Below are 24,731 nucleotides of genomic sequence, written 5' to 3' on the forward strand. Positions count from 1 at the left end.
TTTGTTTTTAACTTTTGTACAAAATTATATATTTTTATCAATATATCCAAATATTTAGGTAAATATTTCCAAAAATAGTACAAATATCCTATAATTTCACACTTGAAATATCCACCAAGTTGTTAACGATAGCATAAATCGTCAATCCTGCCGGCGAATGAATCTGCAACTTCTTCGCAATGTTCCTGCGATGCGTTATCACCGTGTTGGTGGATATGCACAGATGGTCTGCTATTTCCTTGTTTGACATTCCCTGCACAAGTGCCACAATCACATCACGCTCACGTGAAGACAGGCTTTCCTGCACTTTATTACGGTGAATCATTCTGGATATCTTCACAGACACATCATCCTGCCTCAGCCTGTTCTCAAGATGGCGGATAGCAGGGATGAAGATATGCTCCTCCACCTCTGCATGTTGCACAAGCCATTCCTCATTGTTGAAAATATCATGCAATGCAGCCATCAAAAGATTATTCCGAAGACCGTCAGAAGGAAGATACTTGATGATGATATTCTTCAACTCACGCAATTTCCGGTCCGTATTACCATGGTTGCGCAGATATGTGTCAATGGAATACAACGATGAGGTTTTCCCTTCCAGCAGATTCTCTACATAAGGGAACACTTCCGTCTCCTCATACCGCATGTGCTGATGAATAGAATGGGCATACTCATCATAAATCTTCAGTATCAAGTTTGCGAGACTGTCATTCTCATCCAAAGCCTGCAGCAACTCCCGACGGATGAAAGGCAACTGGAAATCAAGGTAGTACCTATGGCATGAACGGAGATAATTCAAAAGAGTTTCAATGGATAGTTTATCAACATCATCAATTTCCTTAAACCCGTTTATGGAGAAATTCACAAGGGCAAGGAAAGTGTATGTGTCAACCCCTTGCTCCTCGCAAACCTCTTCCACTGTCTTGTCGCCAAAACCAAGGTTTATGCCGAAACGACCAAGTGACTGAAGGAGATTGTAATTATCACCTATCAGCGTAATCATCCGGTCGTATGCCTCATATATCTTCTGAGTCTTCATAATGCCCTTCTCACAATAATCCCCTAAGGGATGAAATGCAGAGATTAGATTTTCACTCTGCAATCAGTTCCACGACTTCATCCCCAACGCGAGCCGGCTCATGCGCACTGACAAAATCCAAAAGCAGCTTCAGCGCCTTCAGCACAGCATTGCCGATGTTCTCGTCACGTCCCTCGTCATCCGTGAGTTTCAGAGTAACTTGCTCATCCTTGTTTCCACAAGCCACCCATATCGTACCGACAGGGATGTCGCCTTCAGAACCGGGACCTGCAAAACCTGTTGATGCCACAGCATAATCCACACCAAGAGTGTTGATTGCTCCGAGCACCATCTGCTTCGCAACTTCCTCACACACAGCAGTGTTCTCTGCGATGACTTCCGCATCGACACCAAGCACATTGGTCTTCACGTCATCCCAATAGCTGATGATGCCGCCCTTGAAATAGTTTGATGCGCCAGGAACCATTGTTATGGCACTTGCTATGCCACCTGCCGTGCAACTTTCCGCTGTACCAACGGTTTTATCTGACTCATAAAGCAATGAAAGTAGTTCCTTACTTAGTACCTTGTTTCCAAATTCCATAATGTTTGGCATCCGCATCTTTCACTGTCCACTACCACAGAAACAGACTTTAACCTCAGGATGCTATGAGTTTTTTTGTATTTGTTTGTCATTATAAGTTTAACCATTGTGCTTCTTCCATAATCGTAGTGGCTTCCGGAAGAAACATTATAGCTTATATCACTTGAATGTCACTTTCGAGAATGCAGGAGCATCGATATCACAAAAGTCCTTGTCACGGTATTTATACGTGCCAACAATGCCTATCATGGCTGCATTGTCGGTAGTATAACCGAACTTTGGGATATATATTGTCCAGCCGAAACGTTTTGCGTAGTCATGGAACGCGTTGCGCAATCCATTGTTTGCAGACACGCCACCAGCCACGGCAATATGCTTTATTCCTGTCTCCTTTGCAGCCAATTTCAGCTTTTTCATCAGGATGTCGACAATCGTCCATTCCAAGGAAGCTGCAAGGTCCTCCTTGTGATTCTCTATGAAATTCTCGTCTTCCGCCACCCATTTGCGCAGATTGTACAAGAAGGATGTCTTCAATCCTGAGAAACTGTAGTCCAATCCCGGTATATGCGGCTCTGAGAACTGAAATGCCTTAGGGTTGCCCTGGCGTGCGAGACGGTCGATGATAGGACCTCCCGGATAGCCGAGTCCCATAACCTTAGAGCATTTGTCTATCGCCTCTCCGGCAGCATCGTCAATGGTCTGCCCAAGTATCTCCATGTCATCGTAGGCATTGACCTTCACTATCTGGGAATTTCCGCCACTGACAAGCAGGCACAGGAACGGGAATGGAGGCTGATTCTCGTCATCATCGCTCTCCTTGATGAAGTGTGCCATTACATGTCCCTGCAGATGATTGACATCAATGAGCGGTATGCCTAACGCCCGTGCCATTCCTTTTGCAAAATTCACGCCGACAAGCAGTGAACCCATCAGTCCCGGACCACGCGTGAAAGCTATGGCGGAAAGCTCTTCTTTCGCCACATTGGCACGCTTCAATGCCGCATCGACAACAGGCACAACATTCTGCTGATGCGCGCGTGACGCAAGCTCCGGCACCACTCCGCCGTACTCTTCATGGACAGCCTGCGAAGCTGTCACGTTGCTGAGAAGCACACCGTCACGCAGCACCGCTGCCGAAGTATCATCACATGATGACTCTATAGCCAAGATGAATATATGTTTTTCTTCCATGCAAGCATTCATTTTCTCACACCAACAACCTAATAGGACAACACCTCTACACCGGTCTCTGTCATCAGAAGCGTATGCTCCCACTGAGCAGAAGGCTGCTCATCCTCAGAAATAACCTCCCAGCCGAACGGGTCGTCAGCGTCAATAAACACTTTGTAAGTGCCCATGTTTATCATCGGCTCAATGGTGAAGACCATGCCGGGCACAAGGAGCATGCCACTGCCTTTCTTTCCGAAATGGGCGATGTCCGGCTCTTCATGGAATTTCAGACCCACACCATGACCGCAAAGGTCACGGACCACACCATAATGGTATCTGTGGGCATGCTTCTGTATTGCGTTTCCGATGTCGCCTACAAAGCAATAAGGCTTGGCAGCTTCCATTCCTATCTCAAGGCATTCCTTTGCCACACGCACAAGCTGCTCACACTCCGGGGTGGTCTTGCCACCAACAATGAACATGCGGGATGCGTCGGCATAGTAGCCGTCAAGAATTGTTGTGAAGTCAACGTTGACGATGTCTCCCTCGCGAAGTATCTGGTTGGGCTTCGGAATGCCGTGGCATACACATTCATTGACACTGACACACACCGATTTCGGGAACCCTTCATACCCGAGACATGCAGGGACAGCGTTGTGCTCCTTGCAGTATGCCATGCATATATCGTCAATCTCCTGAGTGGACATGCCCGGACGAATAACTGCAGCGACAGCATCGAGCACTCCCGTATTAACCACGCCTGCACGGCGTATGCCTTCTATCTGCTCCGGAGTCTTCACCAAGTCACGACTTGGCACACTCTTCGAACGGTTCTGCCAATATAGTATCTGTTTGTCCATCTCCGTAAGTTCCTGACCGGGAAGGATAGACCATTTGTGTTTTTTGTTTCCCATAAACATGTATCTCCATTAAAGTAGGATAAAAACAAAAGAGACTTAAGCAGTGTGCCTAAGTCTCTTTGTTTTGTCGGGGTACCAGGATTCGAACCTGGGACCCCCTGCTCCCAAAGCAGGTGCGCTAACCGGACTGCGCTACACCCCGAATAATCATTTTCCTTTCCAAAACTCGTCGGGGTACCAGGATTCGAACCTGGGACCCCCTGCTCCCAAAGCAGGTGCGCTAACCGGACTGCGCTACACCCCGAAAGGTTTTGTTTTCGCATCATTCAGAAATCATTTCCGAATTGCGAATGCAAAGGTACTGCTTTTTTATCAATTACGCAAATTATCAAGCGTTTTTTTTACAACCACCTTAATGATTAGACATAAATCAAGCCTTATGCATGCTATACACATTATATTATATAATGTTTTGCCAATATTGTCTGAACATTTAGTTGAAAATGTTTTCGCCATTCAGATATAATCAGTACCTTTGCATTGGAAATTCCCATAACAACCATGACATCAAAGATAATTACAAAAGCAATATTAGCCATCGCCACCTTATCGTTGTCACAAAGCACAAGTCTGCACGCCCAAGACAAAAGTGGCGCACAAAAAGAAATGCCGGCAAAGGCATTGGAGGAGTCTTATGTCAACCCGTCACTAAGAGGTACAATCTTACATGACGACTACGATGCATTGGTAATGTGCAAGGAAAAGGCACTGGACATATTGTCCACACTTGGCGACAGCGACTATGGCATCAAGAACCGCAAGGCTGTCAAGAAACTTCTAAGCCAAAAAGAGCAGGAAATTTCACTTGAGGATTTACATGGACATCATCGTGTGCGCTCCATACAAGTAAACAACAGCGGAATATTCATCTACCCTTTCTTCGCTTGCCGCTTTACAGAGAAAGACGGCAAACCATTCTTTGAAAAGACTGCCGGCAGCCAACGCAAATCCGGATTCATATATGCCAACAAGCCAACATACATGATATTCCTTGGCGGATGGTCAGTGAACGATGAGCCACAAACAGAATACGGAAGCCTGAACTCTGTTGCCGGCACGCTTTACAAGATAAACGAGAACAAACTGATAATGCTGTTTGTCAGGCCATACCGGGATTTTGAAATATACGAATTCACAAAACAGCAGGCAGACCAACCATCTCATTTTCACCGACTTGCAAACAGCAGAGCAAAAGGTGTCACTTTACCCCACAAAAGGTAACGATTCACTATGCGAAAGGTAACGATTTAAACTATAAAGTGATACCTTTTGCACTGCCGGTCAAACGTGTATCAAAAGTGACATTCTACACCCTACAACCAACAAAAACAAAAAAAAACATCTCCTGACACAATGCTCGTTGCAATGTATCAGGAGATGTCACACTATAAACCATGTCCGCTTTCACGAACATATTAAAATATATTATGTACTCAAGGACTATTTGATAACACCCTGCTCCACAAATATCTGCTTCAGGATTTCCACCGAGCGGTCAACCTGCTCTTTTGTATGAGTAGCCATGAGGGCATATCTCACAAGCGTGTCTGTCGGAGCGCAAGCCGGCGGAACGACAGGGTTGATGAACACACCGCGCTCGAAAGCTATTGCAGTGATAAGGAATGTCTTCTCCACATCACGCACATAAAGCGGGATGATAGGTGACTCTGTGTCGCCAATCTCGAAGCCCTCTTCCTTGAAACGCTTGAGGGCGTAGTTTGTCACGTCCCACAATTTCTCTATAATCTCCGGCTCTTCCTTCAGGATGTCAAGAGCTTTCTGCGCTGCCGCTGTTGCCGCAGGAGTGTTTGACGCTGAGAAGATGTATGTGCGCGCACTATGACGCAGGAAATTGATTGTGTCCCAGTCGCCGGCAATGAAACCGCCGATGGAAGCAAGAGACTTGGAGAATGTGCCCATGATGAGGTCCACCTCGTCCGTGAGTCCGAAATGGTCGCACACGCCTCGTCCGTTCTTGCCGAACACACCGAGACCGTGAGCCTCGTCAACCATGATTGAGCAGTTGTACTTATGCTTCAGCTCCACTATCGCAGGAAGGTTGGCAAGGTCGCCCTCCATGGAGAACACACCGTCGACAACGATAAGTTTCACAGCCTCATGAGGAAGTTTCTTGAGGATGTTCTCAAGGTCTTCCATGTCGTTATGCTTGTATTTCAACTGCTTTGCGAAACTGAGCCTGCGTCCGTCCACGATGGAAGCATGGTCACGGTCGTCACAAATGATGTAGTCCTCACGACCACAAACCATGGCAATGACGCCTGCGTTCACGGAGAATCCTGTCGAGAAGCACAAAGCCTCATCCTTGTGCACGAACTCCGCGAGGTCCTTCTCAAGTTTCACGTGTATGTCAAGCGTGCCATTAAGGAAACGGCTGCCGGCACAACCTGTGCCATACTTGTCTATCGCAGCCTTGGCTGCCTCGCAAATGCGGTTGTCGCCGACAAGACCTGTATATGCGTTTGAGCCGAACATAAGCACCTTATGGCCTCCCATCTCCACTTCTGTACCCTGTCTGCCGAGTATCTCACGGAAATAAGGATACACACCTGCCTCCATGAATTTCTGTGGAAGGCGATAACTCTTGAATTTTTCTGCTAACTGTCCCATTTTATTATAGGTATACTTTCGTATAATATTATTTTTCTGTATGCAAAGGTACAAAAAAACTTTAATAAAGTACACAAAGGAGTGAAAAAAGTGCATTTCATGTAAAAATATTTTATATTCCATTGCATAATTCTCTGATTTTTTCGTAATTTTGCAACGAAATGCCACAGTGGGTGACAATATTTTTGCCACCTGCTGCACATACTTCAATTATGGATAAAAAGAAAATTGTTTTCATACTCAATCCTATTTCCGGGACAACCAGCAAGGCCGGTATCCCCCAACTTATCGACACTATTCTTGACAAGGACAAGTTTTGCTACACCATAGCGGAAACAAAATATGCGGGACATGCCTCGGAACTGGCACGCGAAGCTGTCAGGGAGAACTACGACATTGCTGTCGCTGTCGGCGGAGACGGCACCGTCAACGAGGTGGCGCGTGCCATTGTCAACACGCCCACGGCTCTCGGCATAATACCTTGCGGCTCCGGCAACGGTCTTGCACGCCACCTGATGCTGCCACTGAACGCAAAAGGAGCAATTGAGATAATCAACAAATGCGAAATCCATGACCTTGACTATGGCGTGATAAACTCCATGCCTTTCTTCTGCACGTGCGGCATGGGATTCGACGCTTTCATATCAATGAAATTCGCGAACGCCGGCAAGCGCGGCCCAATCACTTATGTCGAGAACGTGCTGAAAGAAGGGCTGAAGTACAAGCCTGAGACATATATCATAGAGGACGAGAGCGGCACAAAGAAGCATAAGGCGTTCCTCATCTCCATAGCCAACGCCTCGCAATACGGCAATGATGCTTACATCGCGCCACAGGCTTCCATGCGTGACGGACTGATGGACATCATCATCATGGAACCGTTTGACATGCTTGAGGCTGCACAGGTGTCGATAGACATGTTCAACAAGACACTTGACAAGAACTCCAAGATAAAGACTTTCCGCTCCAAGCATGTGCGCATCCACCGCACAGAACCGGGAGTCATACATTATGACGGCGACCCGATAATGGCTGACTCTGACCTTGACATCTCCATACGCGAGAAAGGAATAAAAATCGTGACAAACCCTGACGCAGACAGAAAGAAGCGCCAACCATCGAAGGTGCAGACGGCGTTCAGCGAATTCCTTTCCTCTATCCATTCTGCACGGATGGAAGTGACAGACGCTGTGAAAGAGGTCAGCGAGGAAGTTGCCTCGGACATCTCGAAACAGGGGAAAAAAATGCAGCAAATAAGCAAAACGATACAAAACAAGCTTAACCTTTGACGGTTGGGCTTGTTTTTTGAATCATACAGACAAGAAAAAAACATAACATAAACGAACCATGGTAAAAGCTATTCTTTTTGATTTTGACGGAACTCTGGCAGACACAGCGCCCGGGATTGTGAAGACTATGGAGTGCACTTTCCAAGAAATGGGACTACCTATACCTTCGGAACAGGACATGCGCGCCACTATCGGACTTCCATTGTCAAAGGCATTGCAAATGCTGAACGGGCTGGATGACAAGGCTACCGACAGAGCCACAGAGATCTACCGCCGCCTGTTTGTCACAGTGGAGGCTTCGCTCATCACCATATTCCCCGAAGTGAAGGAGACATTGCAAAGCCTGCACGACAAAGGCATACGGCTTGCGATATGCACGTCAAGGAACGTTGAGTCCTTGGACATGATTCTCCAACACCACGATATAGGGAAATTCTTTGAAACGAGGATAACCAACTCCGACAATCTTGCACCCAAACCGGCGCCGGACATGGTGCTGGCACTTTTGGAACGGATGCACATCACTGCCGGCGAGGCTCTTGTCGTGGGTGACACAACGTTTGACATCGAAATGGGGAACAGTGCCGGATGCCGCACCATAGCCGTCACTTACGGCAACCATCCGGCAGAACGCATCGCATCCTCCCACCCCTCTGCCATGATTGACTCTTTCAGCAAATTGCTTGACGAGATAAGGTAAGTAACTTTTGGAAATTAGTTTAGTACAAACATAACTTAAATATAAAGTAATTTACAATAGTTACTTAACACAACTGAATTGACACGCAAAATCATTCATATCGACATGGACAGCTACTATGCCTCCGTGGAGCAAAGGGACAATCCTGAGCTCAGAGGCAAGCCATGCGCCGTTGGCGGGCTCTCCGACCGTGGAGTGCTGTCAACGGCAAGCTATGAAGCAAGGAAATTCGGCGTGCACTCCGCAATGTCCACAAAGCGTGCCTTGGAACTCTGCCCCGAGCTCATTGTCATCAAGGGAGACCATGACAAATACAAGCGCGTGTCAAAACAGATACACGAGATATTCCATGAATACACCGACCTCATCGAGCCTATATCACTTGACGAGGCATTTCTCGACGTCACAAGCAACAAGCAGGGAGATGTCTATGCCACACAGACGGCACGCGAGATAAAGCAGAAGATTAAAGAACGCCTGGCACTCACCGCGTCGGCAGGAGTGTCCTACTGCAAGTTCCTCGCAAAGATAGCGTCCGACTACAACAAACCGGACGGACTGTGCGTAATCCAACCCGAAAAAGCGCTTGACTTCATAGCTTCCTTGCCGATTGAGAAATTCTGGGGAGTCGGCAACATCACGGCAAGGCGCATGCACCAATTAGGGATAAACTGCGGATTCCAGCTGCACCAATGGTCACTGCAAGGACTGACGAAGGAGTTCGGCAAAGCGGGGAGGATCTACTACAATTTCGCCCGTGGCATAGACGAGCGCCCCGTGATTGCCGAAAGGGAGCGCAAGAGTGTCGGATGCGAGACAACATTTGAGAAGGACATCCACAAGAAAGCGGCTGTAATCATCGAACTCTACCACATCGCAGAGGAGCTCATACGGCGGCTTGACAAATCGGGGTTCCAAGGATATACACTGACTCTTAAAGTGAAATATCACGACTTCACGCAAATAACAAGAAGCCATACCGACAGCATCGTGTTCTCAAAAATGAACAACATTCTCCCTGTTGCCAAAAGACTTCTTGCCGATGTTGAGTTTGACAAGGAGCATAAAATCCGACTTCTGGGGCTCAGTGTGTCCAACCAACGGGACGAACTGCTCCACAAAACGAATTGGACAGAGCAAGAACTCGGACTATAACCGCCAACCCAAGCATACCACAGGACGAGGCTTAATTGATAAAAAACAGTGGAAGGTGTGGCGGAGCCACAGTCCTTATGGTAACCCCTGACTTTAGTCATGGGAAAGGTCAATAATCCATACATAATGTGTGGCAGCGCCACACTCCTTTATAGCCTTTTGAAGAATAATACTATAAGATACTAATGTACAAAAGCTTGATTGCTTGGCATTATTTTTTATAGTACACTACTTAAAATAAAATAATACACCTAACTAAAAAAAACAAAATGAACTACAAAATGAAACGAGCATTAATGCTTTTGGCTATGACGGCAGCCATGACAAATGGCTCTGCAAAGCCTGAAAACACAGAAAGAACAATACGCAACGACTGCTTCTGGCAGACAGTCGATGGGGAGACTATCTATTCGCAAGGCGGAGGAATATTCCGGTTCGAAGACCCGGAGACAAAGAAAATGCGCTATTACTGGTACGGCGTGAAATACTACGCCGCAGAGGAATACCGCAAAGACCCTTCGGTCACCCTGCCGAATGCGCAATATGATTGCGTGACATGCTACGTCTCTGACGATTTGGCCAACTGGAAATCCCTTGGCGAAGCAGTCAGCCACGAAGAGATTGACAAGCATGCCGGCCGGACATGGCTGGGACGACTCGGCGTGGTGAAGGTGGACAGTGTCTACGCCATGTTCGTGCAGTGCGGCAGCCAAGTGCTTGTGGCAGAGTCTGCCAATCCTGCCGGCCCGTTCAAATGGGGCAGACTGATAAACATGAAGGACATGGTGGGCACGACAAACACAGGCGACCAGACTGTTTTCGTGGACGAGGACACAGGCAAAGGCTACCTGGTCTGCAGCAAAGGCAGCGGGCGCAACCGCATCTTCGTGGCGGAAATCGGACGCACCCAGGACGGCTCAATAGGACTTTTGGACTGCACAAAGGTCTATGAGGGAGCTGGCCGTGAAGGAAACTGCATGTTCAAGTATGGCGGAAAGTACTATCTCTGCGCCTCAAACCTCTACGGCTGGGACTGCTCCTACGCCTATTTCCTTGTCGCCGACAATGTGAAAGGACCTTACCGTGAGGCGATAGCCGGCTACAAGCGCCCGGACAACGACTATCCGCTGAACATAAGCAACGCCATGCAGATAATGCCGGGCAGCGAGCGCGACTATGCGCACCTCTCGCAAACGGGATTCTTCTACACACTGCGCGGCACCGGCGGCGAGCTTGTCCTGTACTGCGGCGACCGCTGGGCGGAGTTCGCAGGCAACGGCATCGGCTACAACCAATGGGTGCCATTGTCGTTTGACGGGGAAATCCCTCACTTCAACTCCATTTCGGAATGGCATCTTGACCCTAAGAACGCTTCATGGAGCGTCGGCAGCAAGAACAACTATGCCATAAACGGCAGCTTCGACGCCGACCGAAGGATAATCCCTCTCGCCGCCAAACCGCGCCAAGACTACCTCACAGGGTGGACAACAGAATTCCTGAAGGGCAGCATCGCCACTGTGGCAGACACACTCTCCCCTCGCCTTAACCACGCGAAAAGCCGAGAGGACAGACGGCAGACCACCGGCGAAATGGCACTCCTCATCACTGACACTCAGCCTTTCGAGCGCCGTGTCAGCCAGGAAATAACCGCCACGCCATACGTCCCCTTGCCCGACGGCTGCTACACGATGACGGCAAAAGTCAAGACAGAACAGCCATTCAAACAGCTCCGCATCTTCGCAGAAACAGGAGGCAGGGAGTTCAAGGCTTCTGCCAAAAAACAAAAAGGCGAATGGCAGACCGTCGAACTGAAAGGAATCCGCCTGACAGGTGGCAAAGTGAAGATTGGCATCCACGCCAAAGGCAATACCAATGCACGCTGCCTTGTGGACGACATCACCCTCATCCGCGAGTAAAGTCCACAGAAAACACCCCTTCCGCAACAACACTGAAACAACATCCCGACAAAGGCATTTTCCCGAGTCGCCGGCTTGACCGCCTCGAGTTGGCGACTCGGGAAAATGGATTCAGAAACGTGCTTTCTCCGTTGTGCCGGCACCTGTGCCACGGTATCGGTCACGTATTGTGTTGAAACGGTACTGCAATGTGAGCATAACGGAACGTGAAGAGGTGAAATCACGCCGGGCTGTCTGCACAGCATCACTATATAAGAAGAAATCCTTGCCCGACTTGTCAAAAATGTCCTTTGCCTCAAGCGTTATGCTGAACGTGTCTTTGAAAAAGGCTTTATACAGTTTCGCATTGACATGCCACGGAGTGTTCGACAAATAAGTGTTCCTGTCATAGCCACGTGTCATCAGCTGCGCATCCACATTCAGCCAGATGCCCAAAGGCATTTTCACGGCATTCTGCCATTGGAACATGAAAATCGGAGTGTTCATCGACATCGGTTTGCCACAGACATCAAGCGTAAGCCACTGCTTCATCATGCCCACATTGACCTTTGGCTGCCATGGTCCGACCGTAAACCGGCCGCCGGCAAACGCCTGAAAACAATGGCGACGGTCAAGATTCTCCGTCTTTATGAGTGTTGCCTCTCCATTCTCTCCATAAGGTTCGGTCACATGGTACACACCGTCCTTGAAATAAGTGTAGGACAGTTGTGCAAAGAACCGGTGCCATGACGCCGTCAATCCGACAGTATGCAGCTTGGCAGGGTTCAGGTACGGGTTGCCTGTCTCGTATGTCATACGGTTGATGTAAGAGACAGTGCCGTCAAGTTGCCCGTAGCCCGGACGCACCGTCTTACAGGAATAGTCAAGTCCCATTCTGACTTTGCCTATTTGCGCGGCAATGTTTAAGGAAGGAAAGATATTGTTATATGTACGGCTCTGGTCATCATTGCGTTGCCCATTCTCATAATAATCGAATGTCACATGCTCATAACGCACACCGACACCGACATTGAACACCCCTATCTGCTGACCGAACTCCACAAAAGAGGCTATGTTGCTTTCCTCCACACGACTGTCTGAGCCTCCCATTTCCGCAAGGTTTGTGGCAAAGACATTGGTGTTGCGTGAGTTGGTGTACTCCTCCCCTATTTCTATGCCGCCTTTTCCTATCGGATAGCTTATGACAAGTTTTTCCGCAAACATAAGGCTGTGGGTGGATGTCCTTGTGGTGACAATGCGGCCGTCGCCCGACTTGCTCTGCTCATCGTTGAACGCTGATTCGCGGTTTTTATACCAAAGGTAGTCGGCATTAAAGTCTATGCCGAGTTTTCCGGCAGAACCATTGTAGTAGATGTTGGCATAATGGCGCGGAAGAGCGAAGGATTCCTGCTCGACATTGATGTCATATTTGTCAAGCAACGTGCCATTCCGCGATATTTCCGACGGCATGCTTCCTGTTTGCTTGTGGCGGTTCCAACCGTTCTGATAGTATGCGCCTAACGAATGATTGCTGTTTATCATCCAGGAGAATCCCACTTTTCCCGTCATGTCGTTATACGAATCCTTGCCCGAAGTGCGGATAAGCTGTTTGTAAATGTGCTCCGCAGTTGTTGTGGTCATGTCGTTAGTGCGGTCAAACAGACTGTTGCCATGCCACCATCCATAGTTTGCAAACAGCTCAAAACCACGTGTGCGGTATTTCAAATCAATAGAGTTGCCGGTACGGAAATAATGCAGGAAACCGTTATCCGTCCTGAATGTTCCGCTCCATCCGTCACCTTTCGGAGTCTTTGTGCGTATGCGTATCACCGATTGCACGTCAGCCGAATATGCCGCACTTGGATTGGTGATGACCTCTACAGCCTTTATGTCCTGAGAATTCAGCTGTCCAAGGTCTTGAAGATTATTGACCTTGCGCCCGTTGACATAGATTGCCGGTGCACCTTTTCCGAACACCTCCACAGCCCCACCATTGCTAACGACCATCGGGACTTGTGCCAGCACATCATTAGCAGTGCCTGCAATGGCGAGTGAAGTGCCTTCAACGGTTGTCACCAAGGCATTGCCTTTCAGCGTTGTAGTCGGACGGACCGATTTCACGACAACATCGCCAAGTTGGACAGCAGCGGGTCTTAGGATTATTGTCCCCATATCACCGGACGCGGGTACAGCGACAGAAGCGGCATCATAGCCGACAAACGAGACTTTCGCCGTCAGCCTACAGTCCGATTCCAAAGCAAGGGAAAAGCTGCCTGCCTCATCCGTTATGCAGCCTGCCATGTAGTTTGAATCGCAATAAAGTACAATGTTGGCGAAAGAAAGCGGAGCATTGCTTTCGTCAAGCACCGTGCCCTTAATGTCACGGCAGAGTGCCGGACAAGCGGACATAATGCCGATTACAAATAAAAGAATCTGTTTCATCGTGCCCGTTTTTTAAGTTCCACAAGTGCATCAATAAGACTTCCGTCAAGGTTAATCCCTGCTCCCTTCATTTCTTCTGTCACTTTCCGCTTGACCTCATCAAGCATACGCCCATTAAGGTCTTCCCAAGAGTACACCTTTGAGAAATCATCATTGCCAACAACACGTGCATTCCGCTCTACTTTATTGCCAAGCGAGTCTGCCACATAATAAATCACGCCTGCACTGCAACCTCCTTTCACATCTTTGACATCGAACATGCCGACATATTCCACCATGCCTTTGGAACCAAGATGTGAGAGTACGGCATGTTCAAGGTTACGGTCACGACAGTCACCTTTACCGGAAAGATTACCACACGAAAAGAACATTGTCGAAGCCATCATAAATGCGATGGCACGAATTGAGATAGTTTTAGACATAAGCATCAAAATATTATTAGTTTTTTTAATAGTCCAACCAGCTAACACTTAACCGCTGATTTCTGATGCAAAATTACGCCTAAAACTATCTTAACTCCAAATATACAAATCTAAATTTACATTACACAAAGTATTGATTATCAGCACCACAATCCATTAAAAGTCTTAATATCGGCATTTCCAACCTTAATGTTTGCTTAATGCTGCCCGGTAAAATTCCACAAGTTGTTGTGAAATCAAATTTTCATATAAAATGTTTCGCACAAGATGTGGCAGAGCCACAGCCCTTATGGGAAACCTCCCCGATAAGCTAAACGAGCAGAGCGAAACTTGTTTCAGCTATGCCGTGGCGAGGGGAGGTAGAGCGAAGCTCAAACATCCCTGACTTCAGTCATGGGGATTAGAGATAATCTCCATAAGTTGTGTGGCAGCGCCACACTCCTTTCTGTTTCAACTCCTTAACCACAATAAAGGAGTGTGGTTCCACCACACAATGCAGAGAGCATTCTTGTTGTCCCCACTGCTGAAGCAGGGGGGGGGTACCGTAAGGACTGTGGCTCCGCCACACTTTACAGCGAAAATCCTGTTGCTGTATGCGAAGATAGGGGCTTGTCACAACTGAAATTGTATTGTATATGTTTACCGGAGAGTAATAAATGTTTGCTTAATGCGCCAATGTTTGGTGCAAGAACGCCACAATATCTTCCTTTTCCGGCACGCCGAGCTTCTTCCTCACTGAGGACTTGCGCACATAGATCGTTGCAGTCGTCTGGCTTGTGATGACACCGATTTCCTTTGTCGAGAAGCCTGCTACCATGAGGACTATAATCTGCGTTTCCTTCAGCGTAAGCATGTCGCCGAAACGTGCAATGAGCTTAGTGTGGAATCCGGAATAAAGATTGTCTATTACGGCAAAGATGTTGTCCCAATTAACCAATGCGCCGTTTGTCTCACCGTCCAATGACGAAATCTTGCGCAGCATCTCACGGTTCTGCTCCGTAGGAGTCTCTGCCACCATCTTGATTATGCCGAGTTGCCGGAGCATTGCACGGCGGAGCGCGTCAGAGGAGTTTGAGCCTGAAGGAGATTCAGGCGCTTCCTTCAGCTCGTCAACCATTTTCTGCAAAGCCTCGGCACGCTCCTCCGCCTCAACAACCTTTAGGCGGCGGTCGTGGACAACCCAGACCGAAATTCCCATGGTAAGCAGCAATGCCAGAATCAGGATTATGAGGACGGCCGCTTTCTGCTCGTTCTTGGCTTTGAGCACCAACGTTGTGTTCTCATTCCTCAAAGCGTTCCGTTCCGTCTCCCATTGCGACGCAGCCATCCTGTTGAACCGCTCCTGCTGGCGGTTCGTGACACCTGCAATATGCTTCACCGATAACTTCCGGCTCTTGCGGTAGTCAATCATCGTGCGTAAAAGCCTGCTGAAACTTTGGAAATAGGCGTTTTCGCTCTGTTCTTTCTCCGAAGCCATGCTGTCAGCGATGTCCAATTCCGAAGCTGCACCCGCAAGATCGCCTCTGTTGAAATGGTTCATCGCTTTCTGAAGATACAGGTAATGGGCAGCACCATTGTCCGGCGCTTTGCGGAAAACCTCATCTATCGCATGGTCACTTTCGCCGTATCGCCCCAACTCCGTAAGAATCTGAGCCCTGTCCATCTCAAACTGGAACTGCTTGTCGCCTATCTTGTTCGCCTTTGCAAAAGCTATAAGCTCATCAATAAGCATCAAAGCTGAGTCACACTTGCCGGCATACTCATAAGCCTCGCACAAAAGATACTTGTATTCCAGTTGCGCTTTAGGAGACTTATCGATACGCTGCAACCTTTTCAATATCGCAACATTCTTCTCGCCTTCATACAGTGACGCGCCCAAAAGCGCCCTCATGCGCAATGGCTCAACGACAACGCTGTCAGGAATTCCGGAACTTGCCGTCAGAGAATCCAGCAATCGCACAGCACCCTCAGTGTCGCCCACCCAAAACTTATGCCACGCATAAAGAGTCCCGCTTTCTACAGATTTTGCAATGTCCCGACCCTTATAGTATTCATAAGAACAATGTATCAACGAGTCAGAAACCATTGAACGGTTTTGTGCCTTATGCGCAAACGCCATGACATAATAGAACTTTGCCTTAAGAGAATCCTCCGCCAAATCGGAAGGCTCTACCCCCTCTATCATGGCCAATGCACTGTCGGGACTGTTCGGGACAATGCGCTCCGCATCGTCCAGCAGACCATTCTGATGTGACGCCGACCGTGTGCATGAAGCAATGACAGCAACTCCCAACACCAACATCCATATAAATTTCCTCATACGCTTTCCTTCATTATAAATACGCATGCAAATTTCGTGAAAAATATCGAGATATGCAAGAAATCACAAAAGATTTGGACAGCAAAAACAGGCACACAAAACCGATTTTCTTAAAATATTCTAATAATCCCCGCCATTTGCCGCATATACAGAAAATTATTGCTACCTTTGCATCGCTAAACGCAAAAGCATGCCTTGGAGAGGTGCTCGAGTGGTTGAAGAGGCACGCCTGGAAAGCGTGTAATCGGCAAAACCGATTCGCAGGTTCGAATCCTGTTCTCTCCGCAAAAAAACAAAACGGCTTGGTACTGAAAAAAGTATCAAGCCGTTTTTTTGTTCCATTCTGTCAACATCACTCTCCAACTAACAAATAAAATATGCTCTCTTCCCAAAGGTCGCTGTAAGCACATCGGGAAGAGAGCATATTTTATTTGTCTTTCCATTGAGCATACGGTCGATCCCAATATGCTTAATGAAAAAGATATTATCAGTTGTTTTCTGGGCGGAGCTGGCGTACCACCTCTGCTGTGCGCCACATCTCTGACTCACGGAGGGCAGCGAGTTCTTTCTCAAGTCCTACGCGATAGTCAGGCTTTGAGTTTGCGTCAATGGAGATTTGTGCCTCGTTGCCGGACTTGACGGAGGCGTAGAGTTTCTCGACCACCGGCTTGCATGCGTCGTGGAAAGGTCCCATCCAGTCGAGTGCGCCGCGCTGTGCCGTGGTAGAGCAGTTGGCGTACATCCAGTCCATACCCTTGGCAGCAAAGAGCGGCATGAGTGACTGTGTCAGCTCCTCGACGGTCTCGTTGAATGCCTCGGAAGGAGTGTGTCCGTTCTCACGGAGCACCTCGTACTGTGCAAGGAGGAGTCCCTGGATGGCGCCCATCAGTGAGCCGCGCTCGCCTGTAAGGTCGGACGTTGCCTCACGCTGGAATGTTGTCTCGAAGAGATAGCCTGAGCCGATGCCGATGCCGAGGGCTATGGTGCGCTCCCATGCGCGACCTGTGGCGTCGTTGTAGACGGCGTAAGAGGAGTTGAGTCCGCGTCCTTCGAGGAACATGGTGCGGAGTGATGTTCCCGAGCCCTTCGGGGCTACCATGATGACATCGATGTCCTTGGAAGGGACACAGCCTGTGCGGTCGGACCATGTTATGGCGAAGCCGTGGGAGAAATAGAGCGCCTTGCCCGGGGTGAGGTACTGCTGCAGTGTGGGCCATACGGACATCACTGCCGCATCAGACAAGAGGCACATGACGATGGATGCTTTCTCGGCAGCTTCCTCGATGGAGAAGAGTGTCTCGCCCGGAACCCATCCGTCGGCGACGGCTTTCTCGAAGGTCTTGCCCTGGCGCTGGCCGACAATGACGTCGAAACCGTTGTCGCGAAGGTTGCAGGCCTGTCCCGGTCCCTGTACTCCATAACCGATAACCGCGATCTTCTCGTCCTTAAGTACTTCACGAGCTTTTTCAAGCGGGAATTCCTCACGTGTCATTACCTCCTCGATAACGCCACCAAAATTCATTTTTGCCATAGTGTGATAATTTTATTTGTTATACTTAACTATTTTGTTTTTGAACTTAACAGACGAGCGCACACATTCTGTCTCTGTTGTGTGAGAATCATCAGTGTGCACCACCTTTGTAATGCGCACCTCGTATTCGTCCTCGGTCATCTGCTCTTTGTAGAAGCGGAGTGTGTCTCCTGCATAACACTCTGCCACATAGGCTATCTCAAGACGCGAAAGAGTCTTGCTCTTGTATGCCTCCAATGGGAAGAGGTCAAGCACATGCTCTATGTACTTCACGGAATTGACATGCCCGTTGACATCTATGTCGCTGTATTTCGCCACAAGTTCCGACGCCATTGGCACGTCCTTGGACATTTTCACCCTTCCGGGCTTGGCTATAGGGCATTCCTTGTCTTTCTCTGCCCAACTCATGATTTCACCGTCACGGATGTCCATCAGGTTGCATGGCTGCCGTGTCCCTGTGTCGATGAGGGCCCAGATGGAGCGGCCGTAGCCTATGGAGCGGCCGTCATGGGACTCTATGCGGAAATTACGGTTTGTGAAATAGCGCATTGCCGATTCCACCCATGTCTCGACAAAGAAATGTTCATACTGCTTAGGCATGTCCGTCATCTCGATCACAAGGCGCGACAGCACCCAAGTCTTGTTGACAGTGTTCAGGTACTTCATTCCAAAACCTCTGTCGGAGGAGTGGAAATCTGCCGCATTGAGCAGATGGTTGCCGAGATGCCCCATAAAGAGACTGTGGTCAATGTCGCAGTGGAATGGTTCGGCGACATTCTCGTAGCGTCCCACCCTGCCCCACTTTGCTATTCTTTCTTCTACGGATAACTCCATGCTTTGTTTGTTGTTTTTTTTATTCCAAAGGATTTATTCTGCCTGATTGTCACGCTCTTCCTCACGCTGTGTGAGATACTGGTCAAGGCGCTCTATGCAAGAGCGTGTGATTGCGATACGTCCCGAACGCACAAACTGCAGGACGCATCCAAAGCTGTCAAGCTGCCGGAACAGTCCGAGCACCTCCTCTGTGACACCAGTCTTCTCAACAATGGTGTATGTAGGGTTCACCTCCACCATTCTTGCAGAGGCGTGCCGCACGCTGCGGGAGATTTCCGGATTGGCGAGAACCATAGGGGTCGACAGCTTCAGGAGCGATGTCTCAACCATGAATATCTCGTCATCGACGAAACAGTTTGCCTGAAGGACATCAATCCTTTTCTCAATCTGCTTGACAAGCATCTCTGCCATGTCCTTCTTGCAGTAGCAGGTGATTGTGTACTTGTGCACACCGGGAGTTGATGATGAGGAGACGTTAATGGACTCTATGTTAACCTGACGGCGGGTGAAGACGGCCGTTATCTGGTTAAGGATGCCGGCATAGTTCTCGGAATATATTATCAGAGTGTACAGTGTCAGACCTGCACGGCTGTTGAGCAGCGCACCCTCACGCCCCGGAACCGACGGCCGCATGACAGCATTGCGTGAGAAGCTCTCAACCTGCATGCCCTGTGCGGCGTCAGTGTCAAGCGTCGCCCTGCGCTGGCGGGCAAGGTTTTTCTCGTAAGAGTTATAGTCATGGGAGGCGGCAGCACGGACAGCATCGTTGAATCCTTGCAACTCGGGAGTAATCTCCAGTTGTTCCTCACACTTTCCACAAGTGTTGCAATCGCCGCATTCCGCAGCACCGGCATTTTTGTTTGTTTCCATTTTTCTATGTTTTCTCGTTATGACAATATGTTTGTCTTCATGGAACAATCTGTTAATTCACTTCCAGAAGCATCTCATCGACACTTCCGCCCGGAGGTGTCATTGGGAGGACATTGTCCTCTTCCTTCACCGCACATTGCAGGATATATGGTCCGTCAGTAGCCAACATCTCACGCACTGCAGCGTCAAGGTCCTTGCGGTCAATGACGGTCCGGCAAGGGATGCCATAGCCTTCTGCTATCTTCTCATAATCAGGATTGAGCATCGGGGTGAACGAATACCGCTTGTTGAAGAACATGTACTGCCATTGGCGGACATTGCCAAGGTAGTTGTTGTTCAGGATAATCATCTTCACAGGGCACTGCTGCTCCATGATTGTGCCAAGCTCCTGTATCGTCATCTGGAATCCGCCGTCACCGCAGAACATACAGACTGTACGGTCAGGAGCGCCGAATGTCGCGCCTATTGCCGCCGGAATACCGAATCCCATTGTGCCGGCACCACCGGAGGTGACAATGGAACGTGGCTTCGAGTATTTGAAATAGCGGCATCCGAACATCTGGTTCTGTCCGACGTCCGTCACAAGAACAGCCTCATTATTGGACAATTCACTGACCTTGCGCACAACCTCGCCCATAAGCAGAGGGCCTTCTGTGGGGTTAAGTGCGGGAGAAATCACCTTATTGTATTCTTTCTCGGCATAAGGCTTGAAGCCGTCAATCCATGCATCATGCTTCGCCTCGCCAACATAAGGCAGGACATCGGCAAGGGTCTGCTTGCAGTTGCCAAGCACAGCAAGATTGACTTTCACATTCTTGTTGACCTCAGAAGGGTCTATCTCAAAATGTATGACCTTCGCCTGTTTGGCGTATGTCTTCAGATTGCCTGTGACACGATCATCAAAACGCATGCCGACAGCTATGAGCAGGTCGCATTGGTTGGTCATCACGTTTGGCGCAAGATTGCCGTGCATGCCGAGCATGCCCATGTTAAGCGGATGGTCGGTAGGCGCAACCGACAGGCCGAGCATTGTCTGTCCGAAAGGAATCTGCGCTTTCTCACAGAGAGCAAGCAGTTCCTCACGCGCTCCGGCTATCTCTACGCCCTGACCGACAAGCATGAACGGCTTCACACTATTGTTAATCATGTGTGCCGCCTCTTGGATTGTGGACACGTCTGAAAGCGGATTAGGGTTGTAGCTGCGTATGAAATCCACATGCTGCGGCTCATATTCAAACATCGCTGTCTGGGCATTCTTTGCGAAATCAAGCACCACAGGCCCCGGGCGTCCGCTTCGTGCGATGTAGAAAGCGCGGGCAACAGCCCATGGAATGTCCTCCGCACGGCGAATCTGATAGTTCCATTTTGAGATAGGCTGTGTAACACCTACAACGTCAATCTCCTGGAAAGCGTCAGTGCCAAGCATTGCCGCACCGACCTGACCGCAGATGACCACAAGCGGAGTGGAGTCTATCATCGCATCGGCAATGCCGGTAATGGTGTTCATTGCGCCAGGACCTGAGGTCACAAGAGCACAGCCCACCTTGCCACTGACACGCGCATAGCCCTGTGCGGCATGGACAGCCGCCTGCTCATGACGTACAAGAATATGGTTCAATCTGTCTCTATGGTCATACAGAGCATCGAATGTCGGCATAATCGCGCCACCCGGATAGCCGAAAAGTGTGTCAACACCTTCGTACTCAAGTGAACGCATAAGTGCCTCTGCTCCGGAAATCTTTTCTGTCATTTTCCTTGTTTAGTCTATTATTCTTACACCACCCTTGTCTGCCGAAGATACCGATTGCGCGTAGGCACGGAGAGCCTTTGAGACAACACGGTTGCGCTTCAACGGCTGCATGGGGCGTGCCGCAAGTTCCTCATCTGAGAGTTTCACATTTATGGAACGGTTCGGTATGTCTATTACGATTATATCACCGTCCTTGATTTTTCCTATATTGCCGCCATTGGCTGCCTCCGGAGAGATATGACCGATGGACAGTCCTGATGTTCCACCGGAGAAACGGCCGTCGGTAATCAGCGCGCACTCTTTGCCCATGTGCATCGACTTGATGTAGGAAGTCGGGTAAAGCATCTCCTGCATGCCCGGTCCTCCCTTCGGTCCTTCATGGGTTATCACGACGCAGTCGCCTTTCTTCACCTTTCCGCCAAGGATTCCCTCACAGGCATCCTCCTGAGAATCAAACACTACCGCAGGGCCTTCAAAATGCCAAAGCTCAGGGGCTACGCCGGCAGTCTTCACGACACAGCCGTCCTGTGCTATGTTTCCGAAAAGTACTGCCATGCCGCCATCCTTCGTGTAGGCATGCTCTATGTCACGGATGCAGCCGTTAACGCGGTCTGTGTCGAGAGTCTCCCATCGTGTATCCTGCGAACCCATCGTTGTGGAGAACTTTCCTCCCGGTGCGGAACGGTAGATGCGGTCTGCCTCCGGGTCTATCTCGCTGCCCGTTATGCTGTATTTCTTGATGTCATCACCGAGTGTTGCACCGTTGACACGCTTGCATGAGAGGTCAAGAAGGTCACCCTTGGCAAGCTCGCCAAGGATTCCGAGGATGCCACCGGCACGGTTTTCCTCCTGAATGCTGTATTTCTGCCAGTTGGGAGCGAGTTTGCAGAGGAAAGGAACTTTGCGTGAAAGGGCATCGATGTCTGACATGCTGAACTCCACTTCCCCCTCCTGAGCGACAGCAAGGAGATGAAGCACGGTGTTGGTGGATGCACCCATGGCAATGTCAAGCGTCATGGCATTGAGGAAAGCCTGACGGGTGGCTATGGAACGCGGCAGGACAGAGTCGTCGCCGTCCTCATAGTATGCGAACGCATTCTTCACAATCTGGCGTGCAGCATCCTTGAAAAGTTGGATACGGTTGACATGGGTTGCCAATATCGAGCCGTTTCCCGGCAGGGAAAGTCCGATAGCCTCTGTCAGCGAGTTCATGGAATTGGCAGTGAACATGCCGGAGCAGGCACCGCAACCGGGGCATGCACAGCTCTCTATCTGAGCAAGTTCCTCATCACTGACCGTAGGGTCGCCGCCCTTAACCATGGCAGTAATCAGGTCGGCATTCTCACCTTTCCACTTTCCTGCCTCCATAGGGCCGCCGGAAACGAACACCGCAGGGATGTTAAGACGCATGGCTGCCATAAGCATACCCGGAGTGACCTTGTCACAATTCGAGATGCAAATCATGGCATCCGCCTTATGGGCATTGACCATATACTCAACGGAATCAGCGATGACATCACGTGAGGGCAGCGAATAAAGCATGCCGTCATGCCCCATGGCAATGCCGTCATCAACCGCAATGGTGTTGAACTCGGCGGCATAGCATCCCATGCTCTCAATCTCGGCCTTCACTATCTGACCGATTTCATGTAGATGCGTATGTCCCGGAACAAACTGTGTGAACGAATTGACAATGGCTATAATCGGTTTGCCAAACTGCTCGCGCTTCATGCCATTGGCAACCCAAAGGGCTCTTGCGCCTGCCATACGGCGTCCCTCTGTACAGACAGCACTGCGAAGTTGATGTTTCATAATATGTTGTATCTTTATTTTTCTTTTTACCAAGCCTTGAACAAGCGGATGACAAGACCCCTTAAACAATTATCTTGCAAAGATAGGTAAAAATCCGTTATCCACCAAAAGTTTAAGCAAAAATTTGCTTTTTACTTTCAATTTATCACATTTTTGGGCGCATTTCTAACAAAACCGTAAATGTTTTGTGCACAAATCCGCACCAAACGTTGTCTTGCCTCCACTGTCGCCCAAGCAATGTGGGGAGTGAGATAACAGCGTGGGGCAGTCAGCAAAGGATTGTCCTCACGAGGCGGCTCAATGGACAGCACATCGGCACAATACACACCGAGATTTCCATTGGCAAGTGCATTGGCGACATCCTGCTCATTCACCAACGGGCCGCGACTCATATTCATAAGTATGCAGCCTTTGCGCATACGCCCGAGAGTGTCGGCATTAATAATCTCAAACGTGTCATCGGCAAGCGGACTGTGCAGGGAGATGACATCACAGCCGGCAAGCATGGCTTCCCATGTCACTTTCCGTACATAGCCGGGCAGACTATCCTGCCCCTTGCTCGTAACAGCCATTACCTCCATGCTGAATGCATGGGCTATCTCCGCCACTTTCATGCCGATGTTCCCAAGACCGAATATTCCGAGAGTCATCTGCGCCAACTCACGCTGAGGCACATCCTGATAGCTGAAATCCGGTGACGAGCACCAGCACCCGCGACGGTTTTCGTCAGCATAACGGGCTACACCGTTGACAACATTGAGCAGATGCGCAAAGACCATCTGAGCTACAGAGTCCGTGCTGTAAGCAGGAATATTGGTGACCGTGATGCCTTTCTCACGGGCATACCGATAGTCCACAACGTTGTAACCGGTAGCCAGCACACCGATATATCTCAGCTTCGGCAGACTGTCCATCTCATGTCTGCCTATCACGACCTTGTTTGTTAGGATTATGTCTGCATCCGCAGCACGCTCGACAACGTCCTCCGCAGCGGTGCGGTCATAGCAAACGAACTCCCCAAACTGACTAACCTCTTCCCAGCTGATGTCACCGGGATTGACTGTATATCCGTCAAGAACTACTATTTTCATTGTATATATAATGTGAAATTTTATGATTATCCATAACAAGCGTTATCATCTATTTTTATTTAACGACTACGTACAACACACTTGTACACAACACGTTATACGAAACAGGCAAAACAATATTTCAAAAGGTAACCTTTGACCATGCAAAAGGTTACCATTCACAATGCAAAGTGTCACCTTTGGCACAGCAAAGTGTCACCTTTGCCCTTTCACATCTGCAAAGATACAAAATTCATCCGACTTTCCAAAAAAATACATGATAATTATCACTGTCGGC

The 24,731-nt window shown here is 49.2% G+C and carries 19 protein-coding genes and 3 tRNA genes; 6 read left to right on the forward strand and 16 right to left on the reverse strand.

Annotated elements, in window-relative coordinates; all coding sequences use genetic code 11:
• Positions 1 to 88 precede the first annotated feature (88 nt).
• From HPS57_RS01675 to HPS57_RS01700, 6 genes are all read right to left on the reverse strand, one after another.
• The gene (locus HPS57_RS01675) at positions 89 to 1,042 is read right to left on the reverse strand and encodes a LuxR C-terminal-related transcriptional regulator (RefSeq protein WP_172179542.1); all 954 of its coding nucleotides are present in this window, start codon (positions 1,040 to 1,042) and stop codon (positions 89 to 91) included.
• A gap of 52 nt (positions 1,043 to 1,094) precedes the next feature.
• Positions 1,095 to 1,625, reverse strand: coding sequence for a CinA family protein (locus tag HPS57_RS01680; RefSeq protein ID WP_172179544.1), 531 nt, complete (start codon positions 1,623 to 1,625; stop codon positions 1,095 to 1,097).
• Between the two features lie 159 nt (positions 1,626 to 1,784).
• Positions 1,785 to 2,816: a tRNA (adenosine(37)-N6)-threonylcarbamoyltransferase complex transferase subunit TsaD gene (gene tsaD / locus HPS57_RS01685; RefSeq protein ID WP_172179546.1), complete on the reverse strand. Its 1,032-nt coding sequence runs from the start codon at positions 2,814 to 2,816 to the stop codon at positions 1,785 to 1,787.
• Positions 2,817 to 2,845: 29 nt separating this feature from the next.
• Positions 2,846 to 3,709, reverse strand: coding sequence for a type I methionyl aminopeptidase (gene map, locus HPS57_RS01690; RefSeq protein ID WP_172179548.1), 864 nt, complete (start codon positions 3,707 to 3,709; stop codon positions 2,846 to 2,848).
• A 73-nt stretch (positions 3,710 to 3,782) separates the two neighbouring features.
• Positions 3,783 to 3,857, reverse strand: a tRNA-Pro gene (locus HPS57_RS01695).
• 27 nt (positions 3,858 to 3,884) lie between these two features.
• Positions 3,885 to 3,959 (reverse strand) — tRNA-Pro (locus HPS57_RS01700).
• A gap of 257 nt (positions 3,960 to 4,216) precedes the next feature.
• On the opposite strand from HPS57_RS01700, the gene HPS57_RS01705 reads away from it, so the two are divergent.
• Complete coding sequence (locus HPS57_RS01705) at positions 4,217 to 4,936, forward strand: DUF4893 domain-containing protein (RefSeq protein ID WP_172179550.1); 720 nt, start codon at positions 4,217 to 4,219, stop codon at positions 4,934 to 4,936.
• Between the two features lie 219 nt (positions 4,937 to 5,155).
• Here the strand turns inward: HPS57_RS01705 and spt are convergent, their stop codons facing one another.
• Complete coding sequence (gene spt, locus HPS57_RS01710) at positions 5,156 to 6,343, reverse strand: serine palmitoyltransferase (protein WP_172179552.1); 1,188 nt, start codon at positions 6,341 to 6,343, stop codon at positions 5,156 to 5,158.
• 212 nt (positions 6,344 to 6,555) lie between these two features.
• On the opposite strand from spt, the gene HPS57_RS01715 reads away from it, so the two are divergent.
• From HPS57_RS01715 to HPS57_RS01730, 4 genes are all read left to right on the forward strand, one after another.
• On the forward strand, positions 6,556 to 7,632 hold the full coding sequence (locus HPS57_RS01715) for a diacylglycerol/lipid kinase family protein (RefSeq protein WP_172179554.1): 1,077 nt from the start codon (positions 6,556 to 6,558) through the stop codon (positions 7,630 to 7,632).
• Between the two features lie 58 nt (positions 7,633 to 7,690).
• On the forward strand, positions 7,691 to 8,332 hold the full coding sequence (locus HPS57_RS01720) for an HAD family hydrolase (RefSeq protein ID WP_172179556.1): 642 nt from the start codon (positions 7,691 to 7,693) through the stop codon (positions 8,330 to 8,332).
• Positions 8,333 to 8,410: 78 nt separating this feature from the next.
• Positions 8,411 to 9,487 carry a DNA polymerase IV gene (gene dinB, locus HPS57_RS01725; protein WP_172179558.1) on the forward strand — a complete coding sequence of 359 codons (1,077 nt, stop codon included), beginning with the start codon at positions 8,411 to 8,413 and terminating at the stop codon, positions 9,485 to 9,487.
• Between the two features lie 281 nt (positions 9,488 to 9,768).
• Complete coding sequence (locus HPS57_RS01730) at positions 9,769 to 11,403, forward strand: family 43 glycosylhydrolase (RefSeq protein ID WP_172179560.1); 1,635 nt, start codon at positions 9,769 to 9,771, stop codon at positions 11,401 to 11,403.
• A 111-nt stretch (positions 11,404 to 11,514) separates the two neighbouring features.
• On the opposite strand, the gene HPS57_RS01735 is transcribed toward HPS57_RS01730, so the two are convergent.
• The 3 genes from HPS57_RS01735 to HPS57_RS01745 form a co-directional block, all read right to left on the reverse strand.
• On the reverse strand, positions 11,515 to 13,824 hold the full coding sequence (locus tag HPS57_RS01735) for a TonB-dependent receptor (RefSeq protein ID WP_172179562.1): 2,310 nt from the start codon (positions 13,822 to 13,824) through the stop codon (positions 11,515 to 11,517).
• Positions 13,821 to 14,246 carry a hypothetical protein gene (locus HPS57_RS01740; protein WP_172179564.1) on the reverse strand — a complete coding sequence of 142 codons (426 nt, stop codon included), beginning with the start codon at positions 14,244 to 14,246 and terminating at the stop codon, positions 13,821 to 13,823. Before HPS57_RS01740 ends, HPS57_RS01735 begins: the two co-directional genes overlap by 4 nt.
• A gap of 664 nt (positions 14,247 to 14,910) precedes the next feature.
• On the reverse strand, positions 14,911 to 16,566 hold the full coding sequence (locus tag HPS57_RS01745; RefSeq protein WP_172179566.1) for a LuxR C-terminal-related transcriptional regulator: 1,656 nt from the start codon (positions 16,564 to 16,566) through the stop codon (positions 14,911 to 14,913).
• A gap of 197 nt (positions 16,567 to 16,763) precedes the next feature.
• On the opposite strand from HPS57_RS01745, the gene HPS57_RS01750 reads away from it, so the two are divergent.
• Positions 16,764 to 16,851 (forward strand) — tRNA-Ser (locus tag HPS57_RS01750).
• A 202-nt stretch (positions 16,852 to 17,053) separates the two neighbouring features.
• On the opposite strand, the gene ilvC is transcribed toward HPS57_RS01750, so the two are convergent.
• The 6 genes from ilvC to HPS57_RS01780 all read right to left on the reverse strand — a co-directional run bounded on the left by ilvC (position 17,054) and on the right by HPS57_RS01780 (position 24,454).
• Positions 17,054 to 18,097 carry a ketol-acid reductoisomerase gene (ilvC, locus tag HPS57_RS01755; RefSeq protein ID WP_172179568.1) on the reverse strand — a complete coding sequence of 348 codons (1,044 nt, stop codon included), beginning with the start codon at positions 18,095 to 18,097 and terminating at the stop codon, positions 17,054 to 17,056.
• 12 nt (positions 18,098 to 18,109) lie between these two features.
• Complete coding sequence (locus tag HPS57_RS01760; protein WP_172179570.1) at positions 18,110 to 18,931, reverse strand: acyl-[acyl-carrier-protein] thioesterase; 822 nt, start codon at positions 18,929 to 18,931, stop codon at positions 18,110 to 18,112.
• 33 nt (positions 18,932 to 18,964) lie between these two features.
• A complete protein-coding gene (ilvN, locus tag HPS57_RS01765; RefSeq protein ID WP_172179864.1) occupies positions 18,965 to 19,564 on the reverse strand; it encodes an acetolactate synthase small subunit in 600 nt (199 codons plus the stop codon).
• Positions 19,565 to 19,853: 289 nt separating this feature from the next.
• A complete protein-coding gene (ilvB, locus tag HPS57_RS01770; RefSeq protein ID WP_172179572.1) occupies positions 19,854 to 21,551 on the reverse strand; it encodes a biosynthetic-type acetolactate synthase large subunit in 1,698 nt (565 codons plus the stop codon).
• Between the two features lie 9 nt (positions 21,552 to 21,560).
• Positions 21,561 to 23,363, reverse strand: coding sequence for a dihydroxy-acid dehydratase (gene ilvD, locus HPS57_RS01775; protein ID WP_172179574.1), 1,803 nt, complete (start codon positions 23,361 to 23,363; stop codon positions 21,561 to 21,563).
• Positions 23,364 to 23,500: 137 nt separating this feature from the next.
• Complete coding sequence (locus HPS57_RS01780; protein WP_172179597.1) at positions 23,501 to 24,454, reverse strand: D-2-hydroxyacid dehydrogenase; 954 nt, start codon at positions 24,452 to 24,454, stop codon at positions 23,501 to 23,503.
• Positions 24,455 to 24,731: the final 277 nt, after the last annotated feature.

This window comes from Palleniella intestinalis, assembly GCF_013166595.1.
GTDB classification, from domain to species: domain Bacteria; phylum Bacteroidota; class Bacteroidia; order Bacteroidales; family Bacteroidaceae; genus Prevotella; species Prevotella intestinalis.

Bases quoted from the DNA above. Each gene is read 5' to 3' on its own strand.
- HPS57_RS01675 (WP_172179542.1), bottom strand. From the start codon at position 1,042: ATGAAGACTCAGAAGATATATGAGGCATACGACCGGATGATTACGCTG.
- HPS57_RS01680 (WP_172179544.1), bottom strand. From the start codon at position 1,625: ATGGAATTTGGAAACAAGGTACTAAGTAAGGAACTACTTTCATTGCTT.
- tsaD (WP_172179546.1), bottom strand. From the start codon at position 2,816: ATGGAAGAAAAACATATATTCATCTTGGCTATAGAGTCATCATGTGAT.
- map (WP_172179548.1), bottom strand. From the start codon at position 3,709: ATGGGAAACAAAAAACACAAATGGTCTATCCTTCCCGGTCAGGAACTT.
- HPS57_RS01705 (WP_172179550.1), top strand. From the start codon at position 4,217: ATGACATCAAAGATAATTACAAAAGCAATATTAGCCATCGCCACCTTA.
- spt (WP_172179552.1), bottom strand. From the start codon at position 6,343: ATGGGACAGTTAGCAGAAAAATTCAAGAGTTATCGCCTTCCACAGAAA.
- HPS57_RS01715 (WP_172179554.1), top strand. From the start codon at position 6,556: ATGGATAAAAAGAAAATTGTTTTCATACTCAATCCTATTTCCGGGACA.
- HPS57_RS01720 (WP_172179556.1), top strand. From the start codon at position 7,691: ATGGTAAAAGCTATTCTTTTTGATTTTGACGGAACTCTGGCAGACACA.
- HPS57_RS01730 (WP_172179560.1), top strand. From the start codon at position 9,769: ATGAAACGAGCATTAATGCTTTTGGCTATGACGGCAGCCATGACAAAT.
- HPS57_RS01735 (WP_172179562.1), bottom strand. From the start codon at position 13,824: ATGAAACAGATTCTTTTATTTGTAATCGGCATTATGTCCGCTTGTCCG.
- HPS57_RS01740 (WP_172179564.1), bottom strand. From the start codon at position 14,246: ATGTCTAAAACTATCTCAATTCGTGCCATCGCATTTATGATGGCTTCG.
- HPS57_RS01745 (WP_172179566.1), bottom strand. From the start codon at position 16,566: ATGAGGAAATTTATATGGATGTTGGTGTTGGGAGTTGCTGTCATTGCT.
- ilvC (WP_172179568.1), bottom strand. From the start codon at position 18,097: ATGGCAAAAATGAATTTTGGTGGCGTTATCGAGGAGGTAATGACACGT.
- HPS57_RS01760 (WP_172179570.1), bottom strand. From the start codon at position 18,931: ATGGAGTTATCCGTAGAAGAAAGAATAGCAAAGTGGGGCAGGGTGGGA.
- ilvN (WP_172179864.1), bottom strand. From the start codon at position 19,564: ATGCGGCCGTCGGTTCCGGGGCGTGAGGGTGCGCTGCTCAACAGCCGT.
- ilvB (WP_172179572.1), bottom strand. From the start codon at position 21,551: ATGACAGAAAAGATTTCCGGAGCAGAGGCACTTATGCGTTCACTTGAG.
- ilvD (WP_172179574.1), bottom strand. From the start codon at position 23,363: ATGAAACATCAACTTCGCAGTGCTGTCTGTACAGAGGGACGCCGTATG.
- HPS57_RS01780 (WP_172179597.1), bottom strand. From the start codon at position 24,454: ATGAAAATAGTAGTTCTTGACGGATATACAGTCAATCCCGGTGACATC.